Source organism: Zavarzinia sp. CC-PAN008 (genome assembly GCF_051903925.1).
In the GTDB taxonomy this organism is placed as follows: domain Bacteria; phylum Pseudomonadota; class Alphaproteobacteria; order Zavarziniales; family Zavarziniaceae.
Window position 1 is genome coordinate 4427876 of the sequence record NZ_CP173678.1, and the last position, 13199, is coordinate 4441074.

Here is a 13199-nt window from a genome sequence, read left to right on the forward strand (position 1 = left end):
CGACCGGTCCCGGGGTGCGACGGATCGCCCAAAGGTTGACGGGGATCACGGTGCGACATTCCGCATTGCGGGCCCTCGTGCCTGATCGAACTATGGCATAAGCGGCGTGCGGCCGGGCGCCAGGTGCGGGCAGACCCACGGGAAACGGCGGGCGCGAACAGGAGCGAGGCGGACGGGCGATGGAGGACAGGACCGAGGAACTGCCGACCCTGCCGGGCGACATGCGCCCGGGCGGGGCGTTCGGCCCACGCGTCGTGGTGATCGGCGCCGGCATAGCCGGGCTGTCCGCGGCGCGCGCGCTGGCCCGCCATGGCCTGCAGGTCACCGTGCTCGAGGCCCGCGACCGCCTGGGCGGACGCATCTGGACGCGCGACGGCTTCGACCTGGGCGCCCACTGGATCCACGGGACCGAGGGCAACCCCGTCGCCCAGATCGCCAACGAACTGGGCGCGCCCATGATGTTCGTGGGCGGCGACAGCACCTATGTCGGGGGCTGGGACAGCCTATGCCTGATCGATCGCGGCCGCGTCCTGGACCCCGCCGCGAAGGCCGCGGCAATCGCCCGTGTCGACGAGCTGATGGACCAGCTGGAGGAGGCGCAGGCGACGCTGGACACGACCGGCCGCCTGGACATCACCGTGGCCGACGCCATAGAGACGCTGGTCGACCTCGACTCCGAAACGCCCGACGCCCGGCGGGCGCTGGCCTGGCACCTGGCCGTGCACTTCCGCGACGGTGCCATGGCCGAGCCGCGCGAACTGTCCTTCCTGGCCCTGGACAAGGGGTACGAGGTCTATGGCCAGGGCGACAGCGTCCTGCCCGATGGCTTCCAGAGCCTGGTCGAGCTGCTGGCCGAGGGGCTGGACATCCGCCTGGGCGAGCCGGTGGAGACGATCCGACACGGCCAGCGGGACGAACCGGTCCAGGTGGTGACCGAGCGCGAGACCTTCGAGGCCGAGCGCGTCATCGTCACCGTCCCGCTGGGGGTGCTCAAGGCCAACGGCATCTGCTTCGATCCGCCGATCCCCGATGAACGACGCCAGGCCATCGACCGGCTCTATGTCGGTGCGCTGGAGACGCTGGTGATCCGGCTACAGGACCCGGTGCCCCAGGCCCGTCGCTATGCCTTTGGCCTGATGGACGGGGGGCGGGAGGATCTGCCCTCGATCGTGGTGAACCTGACCAAGACGCACGGCACGCCGGCGCTGATGTGCAAGGTGGGCGGCGACGCCGCCGTGCACCTGGCGGGCCTGAGCGAGGACGCCACGAAGCGGTATGCCGCGCGCGTGGTGTCCGAGCTGTTCGGTGACGAGGCGCCGGGGATCGCGGGCGTGGTCCGCACGGGCTGGCTGACCGATCCCTATGCCCGGGGCAGCGGCACGGTGATCGGCCCCGATGCCAGTGCCGAGCACGTCCACGCGCTGTCGGTCCCGCTGGACGGCCGGATCCATTTCGCGGGCGAGCATACCGAGCACCGCCATTGGGGCAGCGTCCATGGCGCCTATGAATCCGGCCTGCGGGAAGCCGCGCGCATCGCGGGCGACCTGTCGATCCTGCCCGCCGTGACGGGGGGCGAGCAGCGCCGCTGGCGCCGCATGGCCAACCGGGTGAACCGCCAGCTGACCTGCCGGACGCGCGAGCTGGACCGCGGCGCCCTGGTCGACCGGATGGACGTGCTGCGCGACAGCCACCTGTTCGGCACGCTGGGCGCCCGCGACCTGGAGGAAGTGGCCGCCCTGGTGCGCAATACCTATTACGAGCCGGGCGACGTGATCTGCCGCATCGGCGAGACCGCGACCAGCATGTTCGTCGTGGCCGACGGTCATGTGCGCGTGGACTGGCCGACCGAGACGCAGCATTCCACCCTGCACGGTCGGGGCGAACTGTTCGGCGAATACGGCTTCTTCCGCGGGCGCAAGCGCAGCGCCACGGTGACGGCTGCGACGCCGGTCAGCCTGCTGGAGCTCGACTACTGGCGCTTCCACGCCTTCATCATGACCCACCCGGACGTCTACCAGGCGCTGATGGGCGCCACGGTCGAACGCCTGCTCGCGGTGCAGCAGACGCTGAATACCTAACGGCGATACTGCTACTGCTCACCCCCGCTCCTGCGGGTTGAGCGTGGCACGCCTCGACCACAGGGCGCCTTCAGAGGACGCGTTCACCCCATCATCCGAACCGGATGGCGAAGGTATCGTCCAGGAAGTTGGCGATGTGCTCGACCAGGCTGGTCCGGTCATTGCGGTAGTCGGCGTCCCAACCGCTTCCGGCCTCGGCCCGGCGGGGCGGCAGGGCCTGGAACAGCCCCGCCGATGCCCGGGCCGCCAGGGCGCGGCCGTCCAGCTGTGCCGCCTCGTCCGCCGCGGGCCAGGCCAGCAGGACGGGCCGACGCTCCAGCCGCGGCAGTGCCTCCGCCGGGCTGGCCAATGTGCCAAAGCCCCAGACCGCCTGCGCCGCCGCCCGCACCGGTGCGCGCAGAAGATCGGGGAGCGCCTGGTCCTGCAACAGCGCGTCCAGCGGCGCCAGGGGATCGCGCGGCGGGTCGATCGCCACCACGCTCTCGATTCGCGGATCGCGCGCGGCGGCATCCAGCACCGCAAGCCCGCCCAGGCCAAAGCCGACCGCGCCCACACGCACCCCGGCCGAACGTGCCTTGAGAAAGTCGACAGCCGCCAGCACGTCGTCCCCCTCGCCCGCCGCCAGGGCGCGCGCAGGGGGCGAGCCGCCCTGGCCCCGGACATCCAGCACCAGCACGGCGTAGTTGCGGCCGCTGAGGTCGTCGGCCAGCGCGGCCGTCGCCGCGGTCGCCTGGGCCCCGCCGCTGCCGGGCACGAGGATCAGCACGGCCCAGGGCTCCAGGGTCGGCGCCAGCCACGCATTCAGGGTGCCGCCATCGCGCCCCGGGATCGTCACGCTGGCGAACGGCATGGCCGCGCGCGCGCCCTCCAGGGCCTGGTCGCGCGCCTGGCGCAACAGCAGCACCGGCAGCGCAACGACCAGGGCGATGGCAAGGATCGCCACCAGGCCAAGGCCCCAGGCGGCACGGCGCGCCGCCCGCCCCTTGCGATTGCCCAAAGCCTCGCCTGTCCGCATCATGCTCCGTCCCTGGTTCCACCGGTGTCATGCAAGCCGAACGTCCCGCCGACAAGGCGTCGATCGCCGCCTCTTTCGCCAGGCAGGCCGATATCAGCACGAAGCTGGGGTCCCGCTTCAATGCCGTCCTGTGCCGCACGATCCTGGAGGATCTGGACCAGGATGGCCCGTCCTGGGGGGTGCTCGGCCAATGGCGTGGCCGCCCGGTGGAGGAGATTCTGGCCCTGCGCCTGCTGGGCGGCCTGCATTTCCTGGTCCTTGCCGGCCGCGCCCCGGCGCTGGCGGCGTTCTATCCGTCCGCCGGTGGAACGCGCCCCCTGGTCGAGATGGCCCCCGTGCTGCGCGACACCTTGGCGGGCGAAACCCACTTCCTGCGCCGCATGCTCGAGCACGCGCCCCAGACGAACGAGGTTCAGCGCAGCGCGGTCGTGCTGGGCGGCCTTGCCCATGTCTTCCAGGCCCTGCGTCGGCCGCTGGCCCTGCGCGAGATCGGCGCCAGCGGCGGCCTGAACCTGCTGTTCGACCGCTACCACTACGCCCTTGGAGGGCAAAGCTGGGGACCCGCGGACTCCGCCCTGCACCTGGGCGCCCGCTGGCACGGCCGCGCACCCGTCCTGCCGGCGACCATTCCCGTGGCCTCGCGCCGGGGGTGCGACCTGAACCCCCTGGCCCTGGACACGATCGAGGGGCGCCTGCGCCTGAAGTCCTATGTCTGGCCCGACCAGTCCGAGCGGCTGGCCCGGCTGGACGCCGCCCTGCGCATCGCCGCGGCGGAACCGCCCTCGGTCGTGCGGGCCGCAGCCGGCGACTGGCTGGCGGGCGAACTGGCCGACCCCGTGCCGGGCAGCGCCACCGTCGTGCTGCACACCTATGTCTGGCCCTACATCCCCGAGGTGGAGCGCGCCCGCATCAGCGCCCTGATCGAGGCGGCGGGTGCGAAGGCCACGGCGGATCGTCCGCTGGCCTGGCTGCGCTTCGAGGAAGCGCATCAGGATCGGATGGCGATCCTGCTCGACCTGTGGCCGGGGCCGCGCGGCCTGGTCCTGGGCACCGGCCATCCGCACGGCCTGTGGGTCGACTGGGACTGGCGCCCCGCGGCCTGAGCCTGTAAGCCGCCATGCCAACAAGAAAATCGCGGAGGAGACTGCAATGACGGCCCACCCCTTCAGCCTCGACGGGCGCGTCGCCCTGGTCACCGGCGCGGGCCGCGGCCTGGGCTTCGAGATCGCCAAGGGCCTGGCCCAGGCGGGGGCCCATGTCCTTCTGAACGGCCTGCGGGTTGAACAGGTCAACGCCGCCGCCGCCGCGATCCGCAAGGCGGGCGGCACGGCGACCGCCCTGCCCTTCGACGTCACGGACGAGGCGGCGGTGGAGGCTGCCTTCGCCCACATCTCGACCGACCCCGGCCGGCTGGACATCCTGGTCAACAATGTGGGCGTGCGCGACCGCCGGCCGCTGTTCGACTTCTCGCTGGACGACGTGCGCCGCCTGCTCAATGCCGACCTCGTCTCCCCCTTCAACCTAGCCAGGCTGGCGGCGCGGCAGATGATGCGCCAGGGGCACGGCGGGCGGATCATCAACATGACGTCGATCGCAGGCCCCATCTCGGGCGTCGGCGATGCCGTCTATACCTCGGCCAAGGCGGGACTGGCGGGCCTGACCCGGGCGCTGGCGGCGGAGCTGGGCCCGCATGGCATCAACGTGAACGCGGTCGCGCCTGGCGTGTTCGGGACGGAGACCAACGCCGCCCTGGTCGCCGACGACGCGGTGAAGGCCATGCTCAAGACCCGAACCTCCCTCGGCCGCTCGGGCGAACCGCACGAGATCGCGGGCGCGGCGGTCTTCCTGGCCTCTCCCGCGGCATCCTATGTCGCGGGGCAGGTCCTGGTCGTGGACGGCGGCTATCTCGCCCATAGCTGAACCGCGCAGCCACTGCTATTCAGGCGCCAAGCCGTTCCCGCCAGAGGATGAACAGGACCATGATCGGACGCCTCAACCATATCGGCATCGCCACCCCTTCGATCGAGGAGTCGGTGAAGCTCTATACCGAGGTGCTGGGCGCGAAGAGCGTCACGCCCAAGTTCTCGATGCCGGAACAGGGCGTGTGGGTCTGCTTCGTGAACCTGGAGAACTCGCAGATCGAGCTGATCGAGCCCTATGGCGAGAATTCTCCCATCCACGGCTTCCTGGCCAAGAACCCCAAGGGGGGCCAGCACCATGTCTGTTTCGAGGTGGCCGACATCATCGCCGCCCGCGACGAGATGCGGGCCAAGGGTGCCACCATCCTGGGCACCGGCGAGCCGCGCATCGGCGCCCACGGCACGCCCATCATCTTCGTCCACCCCAAGGACATGGGCGGCGTCCTGGTCGAACTGATGGAAAGCCCGAAGGACGCCCACCACTGAAACGACCGGGGCAGTGGGCGCTGTAATGCACCCACTGCCCCACCCCTCGCCTCAGAACCCGATTGGAATCTGGGCGGCGGCAGCGTTGTGCGTCCTTCGAGACGGCCCTTCGGGCCTCCTCAGGATGACGAACGTTGGGAAAGCCTAAGAAAACCCACGGTCGTCATGCTGAGGTGCGGAGCGAAGCGTAGCCTCGAAGCACGCACCCGGTCCCCGCAATCCATGTCCCAAACGGCCTCTCAGAACCTGTAGCCGACCTGGCCATAGACCATGCGCGGCTCGCCCGGGGCGACCTGGCCACCGAACCAGGTATAGGGCGTGAAGTATTCCTCTCCCGTCAGGTTCTTCACGGCCAGGGATACCCGGACGTTCTCGACCTCGTAGCCGATCTTGGCGTCCACCGTGAAATAGGCCCCCGTCGACCAGGTGTTGGCGGAATCGACGAACTGGTCGGAGGCCGCATAGACGCCGCCACCCAGGCTCCAGCCGCTGAACTGGTTGTCGAAGGCATAGTTCACCCACAACCGGCCGGAATGCTCCGGCACCATGGGCAGCCGGTTGCCGGCCGGGGCCGCCGGCGTCGTGCTTTCGAACGTCGCATCGGTGTAGCCGTAGCTGGCCAGCACGCTCCAGTTGGCATCGGGCTGATAGACGACGTCCGCCTCGAACCCGCGGGAGCGCTGCTCGGACAGGGCACCCAGCCCGAAGGCGATCTGGTAGGGCACGTTCTCACGGTCGATCTGGAAGACCGAGACGGTGCCCGTCAGCGCATCGTCCAGGTTGAACTTGATGCCGGCGTCCAGGCTTTTCGACAGTTCCGGCTTGGGCCGGGCGAAAGTCTGGGAGAACGGGACCCACCGCATGCCTTCGCTGTAGCCCGCATAGAGCGACAGGCCCTGCACCACATCCACCACCGCGCCGACACGCGGCAGGAACCGGGTCTCGTCCGTGACAAAAGTGGCGGGTGGTGCCAGCGCCCGCTCCTCATAGGTGATGTCCAGCGTGCCGACCCGGCCGCCGACGAGCAGGTGGATCCGGTCATAGAGCGTGGACTGGACCTGGCCATAGACGCCATGGGTCTCGAAGCTCAGGTCGCCATCGAAGTAGGTCGCCCCCTCGCCCACGCCGGCAACGGGAAAGACGAACGCCGGGAAGGTGGGGTTCTGCAGGTCGACCAATGTCGGCGGGCAGCCCAGACCGAAGGCGAAGCACATGTTGCCCAGCGTATCGGCCACCATCGAAACCTGTTCGCTGACATGGGCATAGTCGCCGCCGAAGAGGACGGTGTTGTCACTGGGCCCCCAGGCGAACCTGGCCTGGAGCGTGGGGTTGATGCTGAACTCCTCCTGCGCGTCGCGATGGATCAGGTTGGAGACATCGAAGGTGGATGGCGGCAGGATCGGCGTGCCGCCGGTGCCGGTCGCGTCCAGGAACGCCGCCTGCGACGGCTGCGCCATTTCGGACTCGCTCCAGCGGCCCTTGATGCTGGTCGACCAGACTTCGTTGAATTCGTGCTCGAAGGTGACCGTGGTCCCGTAGATCTCGGACGTACTGTCCGGAATCGCGGGATCACCGAAATAAAGCTCGCGCCGCACACGGTAGTCGCCCTGGATCGTGCCGACGACCGGCAGGCCGGAATAGGCCTGCTGTTCATGGCGCGAATAGAAGAACTGGACCGTCAGCGATGTGTCGTCGTTGTTGGTCAGCGTCAGCGTCGGGTTGAAGCTGAAGCGGTCCGACTCCAACACGTCGATGAAGCTGTCGGCCCGCGTGTACTGGCCAGTCATCCGGAACAGCACCGTGCCGTCGCTATTCAGCGGCTGGTTGATGTCGAACTGCGGGCTCCAATAGCCATAGCTGCCGAAAGTGGCGCCAAAGTCATAGCTGGCGGTGGCGGTCGGCAGTTTCGAGATGAGGTTGACCACGCCACCCAGCGGCGCGCCGGCGCCGCCGCCATAGAGCACCGCGTTCGGACCCTTCAGCACCTCGATCCGTTCGAGATTGACCAGGCTGTCATGGTCGCCCGACAGGAACAGGTTGCCGGCATAGCCGTCGATCCACTGGTCCGCCTTGAAGCCGCGGATCCGCAGTGGCGACTGGTCGACATTGCCGATGATGCGGCTGTCCACCGCCTGGACGTTGCTGGCATTGCGCAGCGCCTCGTTGATCGACACCGCAGCCTGGTCTTCCAGCAACTGGCGGGGCAGGACGGTGATCGCCTGCGGGATCTCCTCGATCGGCGTGTCCGTCCTGGTGGCGGACCCTGCGCTCAGGGCGCGATAGCCCTGGACCGGTCCGGCGGTCGTCTCCGTCACGCCATCGGCGCTGGCCTTGATCTCGATCTCGTCCAGCCGGATCGTCTCCTGGTCCTGGGCCAAGGCGGCCCCGGGCCACAGGACGCCAGCCGTCAGCGCTGCAGCCAGCACACGCTTGGACGCGTTGGTCTTCATGTCGATCAGCCGCGCCATGGGGCACCCGTCCGGTCGGCCACTGCACGGGCCTGGGCAAGAAAATTGACGAACATCGAATCCATGATCCCGCGCACCTGGGGCGACGCCTTGTCCGGGGAGCCGGAGTCGAAGGGTGGCTGCGGGTCGTACTCGGCCAGCAGCTGGACGCTTTCGGCATAGGTCCGGTCGCGCAGGGCGCCGACGATCGCCAATCCCATGTCGATGCCGGCAGTCACGCCGCCACCCGTCATGCGGTTGCGGTCGGTGACGATCCGTCCGTGCGTCGGGACGGCGCCGAAGCGGTCCAGAAGATCGTGCGCGGCCCAGTGGGACGTGGCGCGGTAGCCCTTGAGCAGGCCGGCCGCACCCAGGATCAGGGAGCCGGTGCAGACCGAGGTCACCCACTTGGCCCGCGCCCCCCGGTCCTTCAGGAAGGCCATCATCGCGGGGCTTTCCATCGCGGCCAGCGTGCCGGCCGTGCCCCCGCCGATGCACAGGATGTCCAGGTCGGCCGGGCAATCGTCGAAGGTGGCCGTCGGCGTCAGGATCAGGCCGTTGTCGCTCGTCACCGGCTCTCGCGTGGCCGCCACCATGTGCACCGTGGCGCCCATCAGGCTGGTGAACATGTGATGCGGCCCGATCACGTCGAGTGCCGTCAGCTGGGGGTAGAGGACGATCGCGACCTGCTCCCGCCCCATCCAGCCAGCAGGCATAGGATGGTCGGGGGCTGGTGCGGCCTCCGCCACGGGCGTGGTGGGTCCGGACTGCGCCGAGAGGGGCACCGCCGACAGCGCCAGCAGGGCGGATCCGCCCAGGACGCCCAGTTCGCGCCGGTTCATCATGAGCGCGCCCCTGTGCTCGGGGTGCCGGCGATGCAGGCGGATTGTGCAGAAAACAACGTCAAGAAAACCACGGCGCAGGCCGCGGCGGCGGGATAAGCCGGCATGGATCCATTCCGTTCGACAAGCGGGCACGACATGCCGGGGCAGGCCCAGGCATGCGGGACAGGGTCAGACGGAAAGTGCGGGAGGTGCCCTGGCGCCGAGGGGTGGACCGCGGGCCGGCGGCGGCGCGGCCTGTGCCGGGCAGGCTGGCGCGCAATCGCGCTCAAAGGCCCGCGACGGGCCCAGCTGCGGCAGGATGGGAAGGATGAAGGCCTGCGCGGCGACAAGGCCAAAGGGGCAATGCAAGGCGCCGACGGCATCGTGGCGCCCGGAACCGTCATCGACCGCCTTGCCGTCGCGATCCAGCACGACGACGCGCTGACCGTCGGTGGAGCACAGGACGACCTGGATGCGGCCGTCCCGCAGGGCCGCCATGTCCGGCATGAAGCCGGCCGGGATCATCGCACGCACCAGCAGGAGAAGCAGCGCGAGATGCGCTGCCCCCTGTTTTGCCGCCTTGCCGAACCCCCCGGTCATCGGCCCAGGCTAGGCACCCACCGCAACCCTGTCAGCAGACAACTGGTCGCATGAGCCATCCCGCCCTTGCCGGAACGTCAGAACGTGACGTCGGCGCGCATGGCCAGGCGGCCGTCCGGACCCTTGGCCCACAGGCTGGCGCCCGCATCGGTGCGGCGGCCCTGCGCCTGGAACGGGGCGTCGTCGAACAGCGGTGCCACGGCGCGGAAGCTGAAGCTGGCCGGCGCCGGCTGGCCGGCCTGGTGCAGGGACTCCAGCAGGCTGATGGCGATCAGGGGGCCATGCACCACCAGGCCTGGATAGTGCTCGACGCCAGTCGTATAGGGACGGTCGTAATGGATGCGGTGACCGTTGAAGGTCAGGGCGGAAAACCGGAACAGCATGACCGGGTCGACCGGCACCTCCCACGACCACTCGGCATCGGCCGGTGCCTGGTCGGGCGTCGTGGCGCCGGCGCCCGCCTCGCGATAGACGGCGGTCTGCTTCTCGACCACGGCCAGTTGCCCCCGGCAGGACATGCGCCGCTCCACCCCCAGCAGGACCAGCCGCCCGGTGCGGCCGGTCTTTTCCTGGACGGAGACGACCTCGATCTCCATCCGCGCGGTTTCGCCGATCACCAGGGGTGCCAGGAAGGTCGTGTCGGCGCCTGCGAACATGCGGCGCGGCAACTCGATGGGCGGGAGGAAGTCGCCCCGCTCCGCATGGCCATCGGGCCCGATCTTCTGCCGCGGCGCCGCGTCCAGGAAGCTCATCCAGTGCCACATGGGCGGCAGCGGATCGCCGTCGCGGAATTCGGGCCGCTTCACGCCCAGCGTCGCCACCAGCGCATTGGCGTCGAACGCGCTTGGCACGTCGTCGCGCTCCATGCGCCGCCCAATCCAGTCGGTCAATTCCGTCACGCGCCTCGCTCCCCGTCTTGTGCGGCGCCCAGCAGCGCCTCGGGGACGCGTGCCGGCGCCGGTCTATCCAGCACCTCGCGCAGGCGCCGCGCAAGCGCCTGCAGCCCGAACGGCTTGGCGATCAGGGCAAACTCCTCGGCCCCCCGTCCCACGGTGCCGTCATAGCCCGACATCAGCAGGACGCGGATCCCGGGCACCAGTTGGCAGGCCCGCCGCGCCAGGTCGACCCCGCGATTGCCGCCGGACATGACCAGGTCGGCCAGGATCAGGTCGACCCGCTCCTGGCCCAGACCCAGGCGCTCCAGCGCCGTCGCCTCGTCCGCCGCCTCCACGATGCGGTAGCCCAGCGCGCGGAGCGAGGCGGCGGTCTCGCGCCGCGCCTCGAAGCTCTCCTCGCAGACCAGGATGCGCTCGTCGCCGCGCAGGTCGTCGCCGATCCGGTCGTCATGCGCCCCGCTCCCCAGCAGGCCGGCACGTGGCAGGTAGATGCGCGCCGCCGTGCCGATCCCCACCTCGCTCTCCAGGCGGAAATGGCCGCCCGACTGCTTGGCAAAGCCATAGATCTGCGACAGGCCCAGGCCCGTTCCCTTGCCCACGTCCTTGGTCGTGAAGAACGGCTCGATGGCGCGGTTCAGGACCTCCGCCGTCATGCCGGTGCCGCTGTCGATGACGCTGAGCCAGGCATAGTCGCCGGGCACCATGTCGCCCGCCTGCTTGGCCGTCTCCCGGCTCAGCCCCTCGTTCCCCGTACGGATCAGGATGCGGCCACCGTTCGGCATCGCATCGCGCGCATTGATCACCAGGTTCAGCAGCGCATCCTCGACCTGCCCGGGGTCGGCCATGGCCGGCCAAAGGCCCTCGCCCGGCTCGAACCGCAGGTCGATCGCGGTGCTCAGCGTGCGGCGCAGGACCGACAGCATGCCGGCGACCAGGGCGTTGAGGTCGACCGCGCGCGGGTTCAGCGCGCTGCGCCGGGCAAAGACCAGCAGGCGCTTGGTCAGCAGGCTGCCCCGGTCGGCCGCAGCCAGCGCCTCTTCCGCCAGCTGCCGCAGGTCCTCCTCCTCGGTCAGCGACAGCATCAGGTCAAGGTTGGTGACGATCACCAGCAGCAGGTTGTTGAAGTCGTGGGCGATGCCCCCGGTCAGGCGGCCCACCGCCTCCAGCCGCTGGGAATGGCGCAGGTGCTCCTCGACCTGGCGTAACTCGGTCATGTCGCGCGAGGTACCGACGAGGCCCGCCACCTGGCCCTGCGCGTCCTTCAGCGGCGCCACGCTGATCAGCAGGTGGCGCAGGCGGCCTTGGCCATTGTCGACCGTGCGCTCGATGGTCATCAGCCGGCCCTCGGCCAGGACCATGCGGTCGACCTCCTGGATCATGCCCAGCTGTTCGGCCGGCGCCATTTCCAGGTCGCTGCGCCCGATCAGCTCGCGCCGGTCGCAACCCATGGTGCTGGCCAGCGCGGAATTGGCCAGCAGGTAGCGCCCCTCCAGGTCCTTGGCAAAGATCGGATCGGGCAGCGTCTCGATCAGGCGCTCGAGCAGCGAGCGATGCCCCGCCACCGTCTGCTCCGACAGCTTGCGGTCGGTGATGTCGCGGACATAGGCGACGATGCGTCCGTCGGGATTGGGGAACAGCCTGACATGGACCCAGCGCGGGGTGGCCAGGCGCAACATCTCCAGCTCGTCCGGCTGGCCTGTCGTCAGGACGCGGTGGCAGCGCAGGCGCAGGTCCGAGCCGGGCGCCAGGGCCGGGAACAGGTCTCCCGCGTCGCGCCCGATCAGGTCGCCCGGCTGGTCGATCATCGCCCGCGCGGCCCCGTTCAGGAAGGTGATGCGCAGGTTGCGGTCGGCCTCGATGATGGCGTCGTTGGTGCTCTCGATGATTGCCAGCGACCGCTGCTCGACCGCGCGGATCGCGTCCCGCTCGTGCGCCTCCATCCGGAGGCGATAGCCCCGCAAGGCAAGGCCCGCCATGCCCAGCGTCAGCAGGCCGGAGAGCAGCAGCGCGGCGGCGATCGCCCATTGGATGTGCCGACCGGGCACCGCGATCAGGTCGGCCGGCGCCCCCATCACGAGCATCCAGCGCGTGCGCGGCACCGGCGCCGCCACCAGGGTGAGGTCGCCGCTGGAATCACCGGCACCGGGAATGTGCGATTTGCCTGCGCGCAGCTCTGCCCCGATCATAGGATCGGCCAGTGCCGCCCGCACCGTCGCCATCTCCTTTGCATCGCCGTCGGAGGCAAAAGGGGTCAGCATCTCGTCGACCACCAGGATCGGCCAGCCGCCAGGGAACTCATACCGAGTCAAAACCTCGACGATGGAGGACGTGTCGATGAAGGCGATCAGGTTGCCGTCGCCCTGTCCTGCCCCCAGGTTGGCGCGGACGGCGACCAGCGGGGGCTCGCCCGGCAGGCTGACCAGCTCCGACAGGATCGACTGGGGCGTGGGCCAGGGTTGCACCATCAGATCGGCCGACACCGGCGGCAGGGCGATGCCACGCCGCCCCAGGTCCAGCGGGGGCAGGCCCGGCCGCATCCAGCGCAGGCCCTGGATCCGTGGCCGCGCACGCAGCAGGCGGCTGGCCAGTTGCAGGAAATCCCGGTTGTCCAGGATCCTGGTCGCGCGGTCGCGGTCGATCTCGTCGATCTGGGACAGGGCCGCGTCTTCCAGCATCGTGCGGTTCAGGACCAGGCGGGCCAGCACGCCCTGGGCCACCGTCCCGGCGTCGCGCTGCATGCCCTGGGTCACGAAATCGCGCTGCTGGTTCTCGAACAGGACGACCATCGCGCTGCCGAACAGCAGGATCGGCAGGCAGATCCCCACTACGATGCCCGCCGTCCTCAGCCGCACGCTGCGCTCCCGCCCGGGCGTGCTGCGCCGTCTAGCGAATACATCGACCATGAACTATTATCGCTCATGATTGCTGACCTGA

Annotated in this window: 10 protein-coding genes; 4 read left to right on the forward strand and 6 right to left on the reverse strand. The window is 69.7% G+C overall.

All coding sequences use genetic code 11. From position 1 onward, the window contains the following. Positions 1-179 precede the first annotated feature (179 nt). Positions 180-2078 carry an FAD-dependent oxidoreductase gene (locus tag ACI6GS_RS20590; protein ID WP_439815343.1) on the forward strand — a complete coding sequence of 633 codons (1899 nt, stop codon included), beginning with the start codon at positions 180-182 and terminating at the stop codon, positions 2076-2078. 91 nt (positions 2079-2169) lie between these two features. Here ACI6GS_RS20590 and ACI6GS_RS20595 read toward each other — a convergent pair whose 3' ends face one another. Continuing rightward, positions 2170-3096 carry an alpha/beta hydrolase family protein gene (locus tag ACI6GS_RS20595; RefSeq protein ID WP_439815344.1) on the reverse strand — a complete coding sequence of 309 codons (927 nt, stop codon included), beginning with the start codon at positions 3094-3096 and terminating at the stop codon, positions 2170-2172. Positions 3097-3122: 26 nt separating this feature from the next. On the opposite strand from ACI6GS_RS20595, the gene ACI6GS_RS20600 reads away from it, so the two are divergent. The 3 genes from ACI6GS_RS20600 to mce are packed head-to-tail and all read left to right on the forward strand — an operon-like array spanning position 3123 to position 5498. Then, on the forward strand, positions 3123-4196 hold the full coding sequence (locus ACI6GS_RS20600; RefSeq protein ID WP_439815345.1) for a DUF2332 domain-containing protein: 1074 nt from the start codon (positions 3123-3125) through the stop codon (positions 4194-4196). 46 nt (positions 4197-4242) lie between these two features. Continuing rightward, on the forward strand, positions 4243-5013 hold the full coding sequence (locus ACI6GS_RS20605; protein WP_439815346.1) for an SDR family oxidoreductase: 771 nt from the start codon (positions 4243-4245) through the stop codon (positions 5011-5013). Between the two features lie 59 nt (positions 5014-5072). Next, entirely contained in the window at positions 5073-5498 is a 426-nt protein-coding gene (gene mce / locus ACI6GS_RS20610) for a methylmalonyl-CoA epimerase (protein ID WP_439815347.1), read from the forward strand. 239 nt (positions 5499-5737) lie between these two features. Here mce and ACI6GS_RS20615 read toward each other — a convergent pair whose 3' ends face one another. From ACI6GS_RS20615 to ACI6GS_RS20635, 5 genes are all read right to left on the reverse strand, one after another. Next, positions 5738-7966 (reverse strand): TonB-dependent siderophore receptor, encoded by a 2229-nt coding sequence (locus ACI6GS_RS20615; protein WP_439815348.1) that lies wholly within the window; start codon positions 7964-7966, stop codon positions 5738-5740. Next, a complete protein-coding gene (locus ACI6GS_RS20620) occupies positions 7954-8790 on the reverse strand; it encodes a DJ-1/PfpI family protein (RefSeq protein WP_439815349.1) in 837 nt (278 codons plus the stop codon). The genes ACI6GS_RS20615 and ACI6GS_RS20620 overlap by 13 nt, the downstream gene beginning before the upstream one ends. A 168-nt stretch (positions 8791-8958) precedes the next feature. Then, on the reverse strand, positions 8959-9369 hold the full coding sequence (locus tag ACI6GS_RS20625) for a DUF2946 family protein (RefSeq protein WP_439815350.1): 411 nt from the start codon (positions 9367-9369) through the stop codon (positions 8959-8961). Between the two features lie 77 nt (positions 9370-9446). Then, the gene (locus ACI6GS_RS20630) at positions 9447-10268 is read right to left on the reverse strand and encodes an acyl-CoA dehydrogenase (protein ID WP_439815351.1); all 822 of its coding nucleotides are present in this window, start codon (positions 10266-10268) and stop codon (positions 9447-9449) included. Next, entirely contained in the window at positions 10265-13168 is a 2904-nt protein-coding gene (locus ACI6GS_RS20635; RefSeq protein WP_439815352.1) for a PAS domain-containing protein, read from the reverse strand. Before ACI6GS_RS20635 ends, ACI6GS_RS20630 begins: the two co-directional genes overlap by 4 nt. Positions 13169-13199 lie beyond the last annotated feature (31 nt).

Coding starts and splice junctions, on each gene's coding strand:
- ACI6GS_RS20590 (WP_439815343.1), top strand. CDS start 180: ATGGAGGACAGGACCGAGGAACTGCCGACCCTGCCGGGCGACATGCGC.
- ACI6GS_RS20595 (WP_439815344.1), bottom strand. CDS start 3,096: ATGATGCGGACAGGCGAGGCTTTGGGCAATCGCAAGGGGCGGGCGGCG.
- ACI6GS_RS20600 (WP_439815345.1), top strand. CDS start 3,123: ATGCAAGCCGAACGTCCCGCCGACAAGGCGTCGATCGCCGCCTCTTTC.
- ACI6GS_RS20605 (WP_439815346.1), top strand. CDS start 4,243: ATGACGGCCCACCCCTTCAGCCTCGACGGGCGCGTCGCCCTGGTCACC.
- mce (WP_439815347.1), top strand. CDS start 5,073: ATGATCGGACGCCTCAACCATATCGGCATCGCCACCCCTTCGATCGAG.
- ACI6GS_RS20615 (WP_439815348.1), bottom strand. CDS start 7,966: ATGGCGCGGCTGATCGACATGAAGACCAACGCGTCCAAGCGTGTGCTG.
- ACI6GS_RS20620 (WP_439815349.1), bottom strand. CDS start 8,790: ATGATGAACCGGCGCGAACTGGGCGTCCTGGGCGGATCCGCCCTGCTG.
- ACI6GS_RS20625 (WP_439815350.1), bottom strand. CDS start 9,369: ATGACCGGGGGGTTCGGCAAGGCGGCAAAACAGGGGGCAGCGCATCTC.
- ACI6GS_RS20635 (WP_439815352.1), bottom strand. CDS start 13,168: ATGGTCGATGTATTCGCTAGACGGCGCAGCACGCCCGGGCGGGAGCGC.